The following is a 13623-nucleotide window of genomic DNA, read 5'->3' as shown; positions in this document are numbered from 1 at the left end:
GATGAGCCTGATAGTCACTGTGGGCAGCCTGTTGGCATTCGCGGTCCTCACCCTGGGCACCGCGGTATTCGTCGCCGCCGAGTTCTCGCTGACCACCCTGGAACGCAGCGCCGTGGAGGCCAACGCCCGTCGCGGCGGCCGTCGTGATGCCTACATCCAAGAGGCTCATCGCACTCTGTCATTCCAGCTGTCCGGCGCCCAGCTGGGTATCTCGATCACCACGCTGGCCACGGGTTATCTGGCCGAACCGGTGCTGGCCCGGTGGCTGCGCCCCCCGCTGGAGGCGCTGGGCCTGTCCGATCGGACCGCCGCCGGGGTGGCGTTGTTGCTGGCCCTGGTGATCGCCACCTCAGTGTCGATGGTCTTCGGCGAGTTGGTGCCCAAGAACCTGGCGGTGGCGCGCCCGCTGCCGATCGCCCGGGCGGTAGCCGGGCCGCAACTGCTGTTCTCGCGGCTGTTCGCGATCGCGATCAAGGTGACCAACGGGACGGCGAACCGGATCCTGCAGCGGCTCGGCATCGAGCCCGCCGAGCGCCTGGCGTCGGCTCGCTCGGCGAGGGAGCTGGCGTCGCTGGTGCGCAATTCCGCGCGCAGCGGCGCCCTCGACCCGACCACCGCGGCCCTGGTGGGGGGGTCGCTGCGGTTCGGCGCGCTGACCGCCGCGGAGCTGATGACGCCGCGATCCAAGATCGTGAGCCTGCAGGCCGGCGATACCGTTGCCGACCTCGTCGCGGCAGCTATCGACACCGGTTTCTCCCGGTTCCCGGTCGTCGACGGTGACCTGGACGCCACGGTCGGCATCGTCCACGTCAAACGGGTGTTCGCGGTGGCTGTCGCCGATCGGGCCGCCACCCCGGTGACGGCTGTGGCCCAACCCGTCGCGGTGGTGCCGTCCACCCTGGACGGCGACGCGGTGATGGAACAGATCCGGGCCAACGGACAGCAGGCGGCCATGGTCGTCGACGAGTACGGCGGCACCGCGGGCATGGTCACCGTGGAGGACCTCATCGAGGAGATCGTGGGCGATGTCCGCGACGAACACGACGACGCCACCCCGGACGTGGTCGCGTCCGGCGGTGGCTGGCAGGTGTCGGGCCTGCTGCGCATCGACGAGGTGGCTGCGGCCACCGGCTACCGCGCGCCGGAGGGTTCCTACGAGACCATCGGCGGGCTGGTGCTCCAGGAACTGGGCCACATTCCGGCGGCCGGCGAGACCGTCGAGCTGACCGCATTCAACCCCGACGAGCTGTCCGGGCACGCGCCCCGCTGGCTGGCGCGGGTGGTCCGGATGGACGGCCGGCGTATCGACCTGCTGGTGCTCACCCGGCTGGGGCACGCCGATGGCTGATCTGTTCAACGTCGCGTTGACCGTGCTGCTGCTCGCGGCGAACGCCTTCTTCGTCGCCGCCGAGTTTTCGCTGATATCAGCGCGACGCGACCGGCTCGAGGCGCTGGCCGAACAGGGCAGGCAAAGCGCGGTCACGGTGATCCGGGCCGGCGAGCAGCTGTCACGAATGCTGGCCGGGGCGCAGTTGGGCGTTACGGTGTGCTCGATTCTGCTCGGCCGCATCGGTGAACCGGCCGTCGCCGATCTCCTCGAGCCTGCGTTCCGGCTGGTGGGAATCCCCGACGCGCTGTTGCACACCGTGGCGTTCATTGTCGCGTTGACGATCGTGGTGACGCTGCATGTGCTGTTGGGCGAGATGGTGCCCAAGAACATCGCCCTGGCAGGCCCCGAGACGGCGGCGATGCTGCTGATCCCGCCGTATCTGGTCTACATGGCGGCTGCTCGGCCGTTCATCGTCTTCTACAACTGGTGCGCCAACGTCACACTGCGCGCCGTGCGGGTCGAGCCCAAGGACGAGCTGGAGATCACGGTGTCCACCGTCGAATTGAGCGAGATGATCGCCGAATCGGTCTCGGCGGGCCTGCTGGATCTGGAGGAGTACACCCGGTTGACCCGCGCGCTGCAGATCCGCACGAGGGTGGTCGCTGACGTTGCGCTGCCGGTCGGCGACATCCGTGCCGTGCCGGCGGCGGCCCCCGGCCGCGGGCCTACCCTGGCCGCCGTCGAGAAGGCCTTCGCCCAGACCGGTTACTCGCGGTTCCCGGTCGTCGACCAGGGCGAATACGTCGGCTACCTGCATATCAAGGACGTGCTGGCGCTCAGCGAAGGGGCTGCTGAGGCAGCTGAGGCTGTTGTGGATATCGCCGCCGTCCGGCCGCTGCCCCGGGTTCCCGCTTCGCTGCCGCTGGCCGACGCGTTGTCGCGGATGCGGCGCAGTAACAGTCATCTGGCCCTGGCGGTCGCCGCCGACGGCACGGCGGTGGCGATGGTGACCCTCGAGGACATGGTCCAGGACGTCGTCGGCACCGTCCGCGACGGAACGCATCGTGTCTGACCTGGTCGAATCCGAGCTGGACGCCGCGCAGTGGCAGGCCAGGGCCCAGGCGTACCGGCTGCGCCTGGAGGGCTTCCTGGCGCCCCGGTTACGCCGGATCTCCGCCGGCGACCCGGTGCCGAAGTTCCTGTTCAGCTACTACAGCCTGCGGCCACGGCAGCTGCGCAGCTGGAATCCCGGCTTCTGGGTGGCCCTCACCGGCGCGGCCGCGCTGCGCGACTATCGCGGGCGCCGCGGGTACACCGTGGCCGACGGGACGGTGCGCGTGGACGCGGGCTTCGCGCGTGAGCGGGCCGACACCGTGACGTTCATCGCAAGTCTGTTGCGCGCCACCGCTGCGCGGCCGGCACAGCTGAACTGCTTCGGTCTGCACGAGTGGGCGATGGTGTATCGCAGCGACGCGGTCCGGCACGGCCACGTTCCGCTGCGGCTCTCCGCGGCCGAGGTGGACGGGGTGGTCGAGTCAACACCGTTGCGCTGCACGCACTTCGACGCGTTCCGTTTCTTCACCGCCGCGGCGGCGCCGCGTAACGCCGGCGCACCCCGTCGGGCCACCCAAACCGATTGGGAGCAACCGGGTTGCCTGCACGCGAACATGGACTTGTACAAGTGGTGTTACAAGCTGGGACCACTGATCGATTCCGAGCTGCTGCTGGACTGCCTGCAGTTGGCCGCCGACGCGCGCGAGCTCGACATGCGGGCCAGCCCGTACGACCTGAGCGGCTATGGCTATGCGCCCATACCGATCGAAAACCCGGCCGGCCGTGCCGAATACGTCCGGCACCAAGGCACAATCGCCCAGCGCGCCGCACCGCTGCGGGCCGCCCTGCTCAGTCGGTGTGACCGGTTGGCCGCGGTCAAGGATGCAGAGAGCCGCGCTGTCGGCCGGTAAGGTGGTGGATTGGCTATGAGGGAGGAAATCATGACGGACCGCGTGTCGGTGGGCGAATTGCGGGTGGCTCGCACGCTGTACGACTTCATCACCGACGAGGCGCTGCCGGGCACCGGCTTGGACCCGGACAGCTTCTGGGCCGGCGTGGACAAGGTCGTCGCCGACCTGACGCCCAAGAACCAGGAGCTGCTGGCCCGTCGTGACGAGTTGCAGGCGCAGATCGACAAGTGGCACCGCCACCGGGTGATCGAGCCGCTGGACACCGAGGCCTACCGGGCTTTCCTCACCGAGATCGGCTACCTGCTGCCCGAGCCGGAGGACTTCACCGTCACCACCGCCGGCGTCGACGACGAGATCGCCGTGCAGGCCGGCCCCCAGCTGGTGGTGCCGGTGCTCAACGCCCGGTTCGCCCTCAACGCCGCCAACGCCCGCTGGGGTTCGCTCTATGACGCGCTGTACGGCACCGACGTGATCAGCGAGGACGACGGCGCGGAGAAGGGAACCGGCTACAACCCGGTTCGCGGCGACAAGGTGATCGCCTATGCCCGCAAGTTCCTGGACGGCGCGACCCCGCTGGCGTCCGGCGGGTGGTCCGACATCACCGGCCTGAAGATCGATGACGGCCAACTGCTGGCGACTCTCGGCGACGACTTCTCGGTCGGCCTGGCCGATCCTGATCAGTTCGTCGGCTATCTCGGCTCCACGGAGTCTCCGTCGTCGGTGCTGCTGTCCCACCACGGGCTGCACATCGAGATCCTGATCGACCCGGAATCACCGATCGGGGCGACCGACGCCGCCGGCATCAAAGACGTGGTGCTCGAATCGGCGGTCACCACGATCATGGACTTCGAGGACTCGGTGGCCGCGGTCGACGCCGAGGACAAGGTGCTGGGTTACCGCAACTGGCTGGGCCTCAACCGCGGCGATCTGGCCGAGGAGGTCAGCAAGGGTGGCAAGACCTTCACCCGCACCCTGGCCACCGACCGTGAGTTCACCTCCCGGGACGGCGGCACCTTGACCCTGCCGGGCCGCAGCCTGATGTTCGTCCGCAACGTGGGCCACCTGATGACCAACGACGCCATCGTCATCGGCGCCGACGGCGGCGAAAGCACAGAGGTGTTCGAAGGCATTCAGGACGCGCTGTTCACCGGTCTGATCGCCATGCACGGCCTGAGCGCCTCCGACGGCAACGGGCCGCTGGTCAACAGCCGCACCGGGTCGATCTACATCGTCAAGCCGAAGATGCACGGCCCCGACGAGGTGGCCTTCACCGCCGAGCTGTTCAGCCGGGTCGAGGACGTGCTGGGCCTGCCGCAGGCCACCCTCAAGATCGGGATCATGGACGAGGAGCGGCGCACCACGGTCAACCTGCGGGCCTGTATCAAGGCCGCCGCGGATCGGGTGGTGTTCATCAACACCGGCTTCCTGGACCGCACCGGCGACGAGATCCACACCTCCATGGAGGCCGGGCCGATGGTGCGCAAGGCGACCATGAAGTCGCAGCCGTGGATCCTGGCCTACGAGGACAACAACGTCGACGCCGGTCTGGCCACCGGGCTGCCCGGTCACGCCCAGATCGGCAAGGGCATGTGGGCGATGACCGACCTGATGGCCGACATGGTCGCCCAGAAGATCGGCCACCCGCGCGCCGGTGCGAGCACCGCCTGGGTGCCGTCGCCGACGGCCGCCACCCTGCACGCGATGCACTACCACCAGGTGGATGTGTTCGAGGTGCAGCAGGAGCTGGCCGGAAAGCGCCGCGCCACCATCGATCAGCTGTTGACCATCCCGCTCTCGGAGGGCCTGGCGTGGGCGCCCGACGAGATCCGCGAGGAGGTCGACAACAACTGCCAGTCGATCCTCGGCTACGTGGTGCGCTGGATCGATCAGGGCGTGGGATGCTCGAAGGTGCCCGACATCCACGATGTGGCTCTGATGGAAGACCGTGCCACGCTGCGGATTTCGTCGCAGCTGCTGGCGAACTGGTTGCGGCACGGGGTGATCACCGCCGATGATGTGCAGTCCAGCCTGGAGCGGATGGCTCCCGCGGTGGACCGGCAGAATGCGGGTGACCCGAATTACCGCCCGATGGCACCGGATTTCGATGACAACATCGCGTTCGCGGCCGCGCGCGAACTGATTCTGTCCGGAACTACACAGCCCAACGGCTACACCGAGCCGATCCTGCATCGGCGGCGGCGTGAGTTCAAAGCCCGGGCCGGTGTCTGACCCTGCGCAGACCTGAGTGGAAATAACCGTGGCCGGACAGCTGACCAGGCGGAGAGGACGCACCCACCGTGGGTAAGCACAGTTTCCCCGGCTCCGACGATTTCGGCGACGACGCGTTCGACCGCGAGGGGCCGGACTTCGGCCGCGACGACCCGGGTGTTCCCGATCCCTTCGGTTTCGGCGACCCGGACGACGACGAGTACGTAGACGACTACCAGGACGCCTTCTACGACGACACCTTTGCGGGCGACTCGGAATATGAGCCCGAATACGACGCGGGCTATGACGGGGGCTATGACCCCGGGTTTGACGAGGCCGACCCGGCTCAGTACATGCGCCGCGGCGGCCCGGAGGACGAATCACGTTACCGAACAGGTCCTTTCGCGGCGGTGGGCGGTCGGGCTGATGAGCTGCCGCCGACTGATCGGGAGGAGCCGCGCGGCGGCCACCGCGACCTGGAGCTGTGGCGCCGGCACCGCAACGACTCGGGGGGTCCGCGCGGTGTCAGCGTCGGCGTGATCGCCGCGCTGGTGACGGTGGTCGTCCTGGTGGGCGCGGTGATCCTGTGGCGCTTCTTCGGCAACTCGTTGTCGCATCGCTCTGCCGACGCCGCCGGCAACTGCGCCGACGGTGATCTGACGGTTGCCGTGGTCGCCGATCCATCGATCGCCGACCACATGCAGGGCTTCGCCGACCGGTTCAACAAGACCGCCAAGCCGGTGGGTGATCGCTGCGTGTCAGTGCAGGTCAAGCCGGTGGATTCCGATGCCGTCGTCAGTGGCTTCATCGGCGACTGGCCGGCGCAGCTGGGCCAGCGCCCGGCGCTGTGGGTTCCGGGCAGTTCGGTCTCCGCGGCGCGGCTGCAAGCATCCGCCGGCGCGGAAACCGTCAGCGACAGCCGCTCCCTGGTCACCTCGCCGGTGCTGCTGGCGATCCGACCCGAGCTCAAAACCGCGTTGCAGAAACAGAGTTGGGCGAGTCTGCCGGACCTGCAGACCGAACCCGACGCACTGGGCCGGATCGGACTGGCCGGCTGGGGCCCGCTGCGGCTGGCACTGCCGATCGGCGGCAACGGCGACGCCGCCTTCCTCGCCGGCGAGGCGGTAGCGGCCGGCGCCGCCCCCAAGGGCGCACCCGCCACCGACGGGATCGGGGCGGTGCACCGGCTGGCCGGCGCCCAGCCTCAGCTCGCCGACAGTTCACTTGCCGAGGCGATGAACGTACTGCTCCGCCAAGGGGATCTGGCCGCCGCGCCGGTGCATGCGGTGGTGACCACCGAACAGCAGCTGTTCACCCGCGGTCAATCGCTGTCAGATCCGGCCAGCGCGTTGGGCTTCTGGCTGCCCCCGGGGCCGGTGCCGGTCGCCGACTACCCCACCGTGTTGCTCGCCGGCTCGTGGTTGTCACAGGAGCAGGTCAGTGCGGCCAGCGAGTTCGCCCGGTTCGCCCGGAAGCCGGACCAGCTGGCCGAGTTGGCCAAGGCCGGCTTCCGTGTCGAAGGCGTCGCGGCGCCCAGCAGCGACGTCACCAAGTTCCCGGCGATGTCGGACACCTTGTCGGTGGGCGACGATGCGACGCGAGCCACCCTGGCCAATGCACTGACCACCCTTCCGGGTAGTGCGGCGGTCACGCTCATGCTCGACCTGTCCATGACCACCGACGAGGGCGGCAAGAGCCGGTTGGCCCATGTGATCGCCGCACTGGACCAGCGGATCAAGGCGCTGCCGGCGAATTCCTCGGTGGGCCTGTGGACATTCGACGGCGTGGAGGGCCGCAACGTGGTTACCGGCGGACCGCTGGACGAACAGGTCAACGGCGGAACCCGGGCGGCGTCCCTGACCAGCGAGCTCAACGAGCTGAGTTCGACATCCGGCGGCGCCGTCTCCTTCACCACGCTGCGGCTGATCTACACCCAGGCGTTGGCCAATTACAGTGCTGGCCAGAATAATTCGATCCTGGTCATCACCGCCGGCCCGCATACCGACCGCACTTTGGACGGACCCGGGCTGCAGGAGTTCATCCGGCAGAACACCGACCCCGAACGCCCGGTCGCCGTCAACGTCATCGACTTCGGGGCCGACCCGGACCGGGCGACCTGGCAATCGGTGGCCCAACTTTCCGGGGGCACCTACCAGAACCTGCGCGGGGCGAGCTCCCCCGAACTGGCCGGCGCACTGAACTCGCTGATGAACTGAGGTCTGTGCCCTACTCAGCCCTGAACTAGGACCTGAGCGAGTCCCTCGAGGAGGTCCGCCAGGTACGGGTTCACCCAGTCCCCGACAAGGCCGCCCAGGTTGAGCGACAGGTCATCGAGCCCCAGAAAGCCGACCAGTCCACCCAGGTCCAGACCGTTCAACAACCCGGTGATCTCCAGTCCGAGCGGACCCCCGATCAGTACACCGCCCAGCCCACCCGACAGATCGTTCAACGTCAGGCCGGCTGTGGAATCGGCGACGCCGAGATCTACCAGAATGCCGCCGACGGTCAGGTTGCCGACGGACAGGACGGCACCACCCAGATTGGCCAGCAGCGAACTGACTGGCTCGCCGATGCTCAAGCCGCCCAACAGATCGCCGAAGGTGACGTTGTTGAGGAAGGCTTCCAGGTCATCGGCGCCCAGCAGACCGCTGACGAGGCTGGTCAACAGCGGGTCTCCCGTCGAGGTGAGCAAACCGAGGACTGCCGGCAACAGGCCGACGTCCGACAGCAGGCTGCCAAGTTGTGCGTCGGCCAGGCTGCCGTCGCTGAGACCGACGAGCAACTGGCCCAGACCGAGCGGGATCTCGGGGCTGATGCCGAACCCGCTCAGCACGTCGACGAGCCTGAAGTTGTCGAGCTCGAGGTCCAGGTCGAGGTTCTGGTAGAAGTCGAGATAGAGGTCGGTGTCCAGCCCCAGGAGGGCAGTCAGGCTGTAGGGGCTCAACCCCAAGTCACCCATGCCCAAAAAGTCCAGCAATTCGCCCAGAGTGCCGACGTTGGTGGCCAGCTTCAGCAGGTCCCCCATGCCTTCGTCGCTGAGCCCCAGACCGCTCAGCAATCCCCCGAGGGTCAAAGTGCCGAGACGGACCTGGTCGATCACGCCGCCGAGATCCATGTCGTCGTAGAAGGCGGTCAGCGCCACGGCAGGCGAGACCGCGGAGGCCATTGGCGACACCGTGACCGGTGCGACCGCGACGATCCCGGCACCGACCAGGGCGATGCCGGCTGTGGCGCAGGAGCGAGAAACGGACTTCTGCACGAGTCCTCCTAGGTACTAGCCTCAACCATGAATTAAGTAAGGCGATCCTAGACTCTTTTTAGCTTGCGCTCAGGCGAAGGCGTCCACCGGGGGGCACGAACAGACCAGGTTCCGGTCGCCGAACGCCCCGTCGATCCGGCGCACCGGGGGCCACACCTTCGGCCGGAAGCCGAGCCCCAACGGGTAAGCGGCCTGCTCGCGGGTGTAGGGATGCTCCCACTTGTCGACCATCAGGCATGCCGCGGTGTGCGGGGCTCCGCGCAGCGGGTTGTCCTCGACGGTCCACTCGCCCGCGCCCACCCGGTCGATCTCGCCACGGATGGCGATCATCGCCTCGCAGAACGCATCGATCTCGGCCAGACTCTCACTTTCGGTGGGCTCCACCATCAGGGTTCCGGCAACCGGGAAACTCATGGTCGGTGCGTGGAAACCATAGTCGGCCAACCGTTTTGCGACATCATCGACCGTCACACCGGTGTCCTTGGTGATCGGCCGCAGGTCCAGGATGCATTCGTGGGCGACCATGCCGTTCTCACCGGTGTAGAGCACCGGGTAGTGCTCGTGCAGGCGGCGGGCGATGTAGTTCGCCGACGCGATCGCCGTCAGTGACGCCGCGCGCAGGCCGTCGGCGCCCATCATCCGGATATAGGCCCAGGTGATCGGCAGGATGGACGCCGACCCGTAGGGGGCCGCCGACACCGGGTGCCCGCCCGGCAACTCCGGGGCCAGCGGGTGTCCGGGCAGGAACTCCGCCAGGTGCGCGCGCACCGCCACCGGACCGACACCCGGGCCGCCCCCGCCGTGCGGAATGCAGAAGGTCTTGTGCAAATTCAGGTGACTGACGTCGCCACCGAATTTTCCGGGCCGGGCCAGCCCTACCAGCGCGTTCAGGTTGGCCCCATCCACGTACACCTGTCCGCCGGCGTCGTGCACGGCCGCGCAGATCTCGGCGATGTCGTGCTCGTAGACCCCGTGGGTGGACGGGTAGGTGATCATCAGCGCAGACAGGTTCGCCGCGTGCTCGTCGACCTTGGCGCGCAGATCGTCGAGGTCGACATCGCCAGCATGACCGGGATCGTCGCGGCAGTCGATGACAACCACCCGCATCCCGGCCAGCGCCGCCGACGCGGCGTTGGTGCCGTGCGCGCTGGACGGGATCAGGCAGATGTCGCGGTGCGACTCGCCACGGCTGGCGTGATAGGCGTGAATCGCCAGCAGGCCGGCGTACTCGCCCTGCGAGCCGGCGTTGGGTTGCAGCGACACCGCGTCGTAGCCGGTGATCGCCACCAGCCAGGTCTCCAACTGGGCGATCAGCCGACGCAACCCGGCGGCGTCACCGGCCGGCGCGAACGGGTGCTGACGCCCGAACTCCGGCCAGGTGATCGACTCCATCTCCGCCGCGGCGTTGAGCTTCATGGTGCAGGAGCCGAGCGGAATCATACTGCGGTCCAGCGCGATGTCCTTGTCCGACAGGGTGCGCAGGTAGCGCATCATCTCGGTCTCGGTCCGGTAGCGGCGAAATGCCTGGTGGGTCAGGAATTCCGAGGTGCGAGTGGCGATGCCGGCGCACACGGGCTCGGCGGGACCGACCCCGAAGGCCTCCAGCACCGCGGCCACGTGCGCGTCGGTGGTGGCCTCGTCGCAGGCCACCGAGACATGATCGGCATCGACGCGCCACAGGTTGATCCCGGCGGTCCGAGCGGCCGCGACGATCTCGTCGGCGCGCCCGGGCACCCGGGCCAGCACGGTGTCGAAGTACTTGTCATGCACCAGGGCCTCGCCGAGGGCGGCGGCGATCTTCTCCGCCTGACCGTGCACTCGCCGCGCGATCGCGGTCAGGCCTTCGGCGCCGTGGTAGCTGGCATACATCGCGGCCATCACCGCCAGCAGCACCTGCGCGGTGCAGATGTTCGACGTCGCCTTGTCCCGGCGGATGTGCTGCTCGCGGGTCTGCAGAGCCAACCGGAAGGCCGGCGAACCGTCGGCGTCGACCGACACCCCGACCAGCCGGCCCGGCAGCTGGCGGGCATGGCGGGAGTGCACCGCCAGGTAACCGGCGTGCGGGCCGCCGAAGCCCATCGGCACCCCGAACCGCTGGGCGCTGCCGAAGGCCACGTCGGCGCCGATCTCGCCCGGCGGGGTGATCAGCGTGCATGCCAGCAGATCGGCACCGACCGCGACCAGGGCACCCCGCTCGTGCGCGGCCTCGATCAACCCCGACCAGTCGGTGACCCGGCCCGAGGCCCCGGGCAACTGCGTGATCACCCCGAAGAAGTCACCCGCCGGAAGCGTTTCGCGCAGGTCGGCGGTGACGATCTCGATGCCCAGCGGCTCGGCCCGGGTCGCCAGCACCGCCGCGGTCTGGGCGAACAGGTCGGTGTCCACCAACAGCCGATGGGAGTTGCCCCGAGTCGCACGGTGCATCAACGTCATCGCCTCGGCGGCGGCGGTGCCCTCGTCGAGCATCGAGGCGTTGGCGATCTCGCACCCGGTCAGATCCGCGATCATGGTCTGGAAGTTCAGCAGCGCCTCCAGCCGGCCCTGACTGATCTCCGGCTGGTACGGCGTGTAGGCCGTGTACCAGGCCGGGTTCTGCATGATGTTGCGCAGCAGCACCGGTGGGGTGAGCGTGTCGTAGTAGCCCTGGCCGATCATCGACACCGCGACGGTGCTGGCGTCGGCCAATTCCCGAAGCTCGGCCAGCGTCTCGGTCTCGGTGGCGGCGGCCGGCAGTGCCTCCAGCCCGGGCGCGACGCCGTCGGCGCTCAACGCGTCGAGGATCCCGGTGGGCACCGCCCTGGCGGCCAGTTCGTCCAGCGATCCGACACCGATGGTGGCGAGCATCGCGGTGATCGCGGCGCTGTCCGGTCCGATATGCCGGTCGACAAAGCTGAACTCGGTGTGCTCAAAGGGGGCGGACACGGGGACTCCTCGGCGCTGGACGACTGCGAGACGAACTGGTGTCCTCCCCCTCTGTCGTCTGCCCGACCCGGGCGCCTGAGAGATTCGGCACCGGTCGATCCGGGCGCCTTTCCCCATGGGCGGGTGAACCCGAACGGGCATCACCGCTTTCCAGAGGCATCGATGCCCGCGCGGTCCGGGTGCCTGAGAGGTTGACGGAGAGGTATTGCTCCTTCGGCGTCCGCGGCTGGCTGCCACGGAACTCTCCCGCGCGGGGCTGATGCGGACCCAATGCTACCCGCCGGGCGCCGGCCGTCGGGATCCGGCGCAAATGCACTGGGGACGGCCTCGCCATTCTGGTATATCTAAGACTAGAAATGTCACATTCATACCAACAGGGGTTGAGATGGGCACGCTGCGACAGCGCATCGTCGACGAGTTCCAGAACATCGCCGGAAGTCATGACGATCCCGACGTTTACGGCGGTCAGCCGGGAGATCCAGGCCTGATCGGGCCGGGCAGCGTGTCCTGGGAGGTGAACGCGGATCTGGCCGCGGTGGCGCAGGCCGGGTTGCCGGCCATCGTGCTGGAGATCCTGCATCCGTCGGTGATCGCCGGCGTGCAGGATCTCTCGACGTACCGTCAGGACCCGTTCCGGCGCGCCCGCACCACCCTCGGTTATGTGCTGACCACCACCTTCGGCAATACCGAAGCCGCGACCCACCTGATCGAACAGGTCAAGTCGATCCATTCGCACGTGACAGGCACCCGGCCCGACGGCGTGGCATACCGGGCGCTGGACCCCGAACTGCTCGCCTGGGTGCACACCTGCATCCCGTGGATGATCATGCGGGTGTTCGAGCGCACGAATCGGCGGTTGACGCCGCACGAACGTGATCAATACCTCGCCGAGCAGGCGGTGATCGGTCGCATGGCCGGCGCCGAGTGGGTGCCGTCGAACATGGCGGAACTCGACGACTACGTGCGCCGAATGCGCCCGCAACTCAGCGTCAACGCTCAGACCCGCGAGTTCATCGAGTTCCTACTCACCGCACCCTTCTATCCCGACCTACCCGCCCCCGTCGACCGTGCACTGCACCGATTCGCGATGTACGCCGGCATGAGCTACGCCCCGCGATGGGCGCGTGAACTCACCGGATTCGACCGCCCTTCCAGCCTGGCCCGGCGGCTCGTCGGCCCGGCGCTGCAGTTCGACGCCCGCCGGATCCGGTGGGCCTACGGACTTCCCCCCTATGCCCGGTTGGCGCGGGAGCGCGCCGACGGTGTCGGTTTCACGACGGCGGCCAAACCATGATCGACCCGCAGTTCGTCAGTGTCATCGGCCAGGCCTTCACCGGATCAGCCGGGTCGCCCGCCGAACACGCCACCGACCCGACCGCGCAGCGCATTCTCGATGCCGCCGTCCAAGAAGCCGCGACAGTGGGACTGCGGCGCATCACCATCGAAGACGTGGTGCGGCGCGCGGGGGTGTCGCGAATGACCGCCTACCGCCGCTATCCCCGGCGTGAAGATCTGATCCAGGCGCTGATCCGTCGGGAGACCCAGCGCTTTCTCGCCACCGTCGCCGACGCCATCGAGAACACACCCGACCCACACCACGGCGTGGCAGAGGCCTTCGTGGCCGCCATCACCTTCGCCCGCGAACATCCGATGTTGAGCCGGGCCGGGCAGTTCGGGCCGCTGCCGGCCGCCGATTCCAAGGACCTACTCGCGATGGGATCGGCGTTCATCGCCAACTACATCCACGGCGATGCCCCCGGCAGTCCCAGCCGGTCGGTGCGCTGGGTGGCCGACGTGTTCGCCCGGCTGTTCCTCACCTACATCTCGATGCCGTCCACCGATCCGGATTTCCGTGACGATGCGGCGCTGCGACTCTTCGCCCAGGAAGTCCTCACGCCGATGGCGGAACGCGCAGTCGGATAAAAGCGTTGCACCCCAAC

The 13623-nt window shown here is 68.3% G+C and carries 9 protein-coding genes and 1 riboswitch; of the genes, 7 read left to right on the top strand and 2 right to left on the bottom strand.

The features are described from left to right. Position 1: 1 nt before the first annotated feature. The 5 genes from AWC16_RS14205 (at position 2) to AWC16_RS14185 (ending at position 7718) form a co-directional block, all read left to right on the top strand. The gene (locus AWC16_RS14205) at positions 2–1348 is read left to right on the top strand and encodes a hemolysin family protein (protein ID WP_085265387.1); all 1347 of its coding nucleotides are present in this window, start codon (positions 2–4) and stop codon (positions 1346–1348) included. Then, a complete protein-coding gene (locus AWC16_RS14200; protein WP_085265386.1) occupies positions 1341–2402 on the top strand; it encodes a hemolysin family protein in 1062 nt (353 codons plus the stop codon). Before AWC16_RS14205 ends, AWC16_RS14200 begins: the two co-directional genes overlap by 8 nt. Beyond that, positions 2395–3294, top strand: coding sequence for a 3-methyladenine DNA glycosylase (locus AWC16_RS14195; protein WP_085265385.1), 900 nt, complete (start codon positions 2395–2397; stop codon positions 3292–3294). Before AWC16_RS14200 ends, AWC16_RS14195 begins: the two co-directional genes overlap by 8 nt. Before the next feature lie 30 nt (positions 3295–3324). Continuing rightward, positions 3325–5523, top strand: a complete 2199-nt coding sequence (locus AWC16_RS14190) for a malate synthase G (RefSeq protein ID WP_085265384.1) — start codon at positions 3325–3327, stop codon at positions 5521–5523. Positions 5524–5591: 68 nt separating this feature from the next. Next, positions 5592–7718 carry a substrate-binding domain-containing protein gene (locus AWC16_RS14185; RefSeq protein WP_085265383.1) on the top strand — a complete coding sequence of 709 codons (2127 nt, stop codon included), beginning with the start codon at positions 5592–5594 and terminating at the stop codon, positions 7716–7718. Positions 7719–7732: 14 nt separating this feature from the next. On the opposite strand, the gene AWC16_RS14180 is transcribed toward AWC16_RS14185, so the two are convergent. Then, on the bottom strand, positions 7733–8761 hold the full coding sequence (locus AWC16_RS14180; RefSeq protein WP_085265382.1) for a hypothetical protein: 1029 nt from the start codon (positions 8759–8761) through the stop codon (positions 7733–7735). A 69-nt stretch (positions 8762–8830) separates the two neighbouring features. Then, entirely contained in the window at positions 8831–11683 is a 2853-nt protein-coding gene (gene gcvP, locus AWC16_RS14175) for an aminomethyl-transferring glycine dehydrogenase (protein WP_085265381.1), read from the bottom strand. 161 nt (positions 11684–11844) lie between these two features. Continuing rightward, a riboswitch (glycine riboswitch) is annotated at positions 11845–11942 on the bottom strand. A gap of 126 nt (positions 11943–12068) precedes the next feature. Here gcvP and AWC16_RS14170 point away from each other — a divergent pair. Together AWC16_RS14170 and AWC16_RS14165 are read left to right on the top strand one after the other, a co-directional pair. Beyond that, entirely contained in the window at positions 12069–12977 is a 909-nt protein-coding gene (locus AWC16_RS14170; RefSeq protein ID WP_109561410.1) for an oxygenase MpaB family protein, read from the top strand. Next, entirely contained in the window at positions 12974–13606 is a 633-nt protein-coding gene (locus tag AWC16_RS14165; RefSeq protein WP_085265379.1) for a TetR/AcrR family transcriptional regulator, read from the top strand. The genes AWC16_RS14170 and AWC16_RS14165 overlap by 4 nt, the downstream gene beginning before the upstream one ends. Positions 13607–13623: the final 17 nt, after the last annotated feature.

Origin of the sequence: Mycolicibacter longobardus, from assembly GCF_002102265.1 — a bacterium.
Lineage (GTDB): Bacteria > Actinomycetota > Actinomycetes > Mycobacteriales > Mycobacteriaceae > Mycobacterium > Mycobacterium longobardum.
Note: the sequence above shows the minus strand (reverse complement) of the source record. Positions and strands in the feature narration are given on the sequence as shown.

What these genes read in the sequence shown, in the direction of transcription:
- AWC16_RS14200 (WP_085265386.1), top strand. Translation starts at nt 1,341, where the DNA reads ATGGCTGATCTGTTCAACGTCGCGTTGACCGTGCTGCTGCTCGCGGCG.
- AWC16_RS14205 (WP_085265387.1), top strand. Translation starts at nt 2, where the DNA reads ATGAGCCTGATAGTCACTGTGGGCAGCCTGTTGGCATTCGCGGTCCTC.
- AWC16_RS14190 (WP_085265384.1), top strand. Translation starts at nt 3,325, where the DNA reads ATGACGGACCGCGTGTCGGTGGGCGAATTGCGGGTGGCTCGCACGCTG.
- AWC16_RS14170 (WP_109561410.1), top strand. Translation starts at nt 12,069, where the DNA reads ATGGGCACGCTGCGACAGCGCATCGTCGACGAGTTCCAGAACATCGCC.
- AWC16_RS14165 (WP_085265379.1), top strand. Translation starts at nt 12,974, where the DNA reads ATGATCGACCCGCAGTTCGTCAGTGTCATCGGCCAGGCCTTCACCGGA.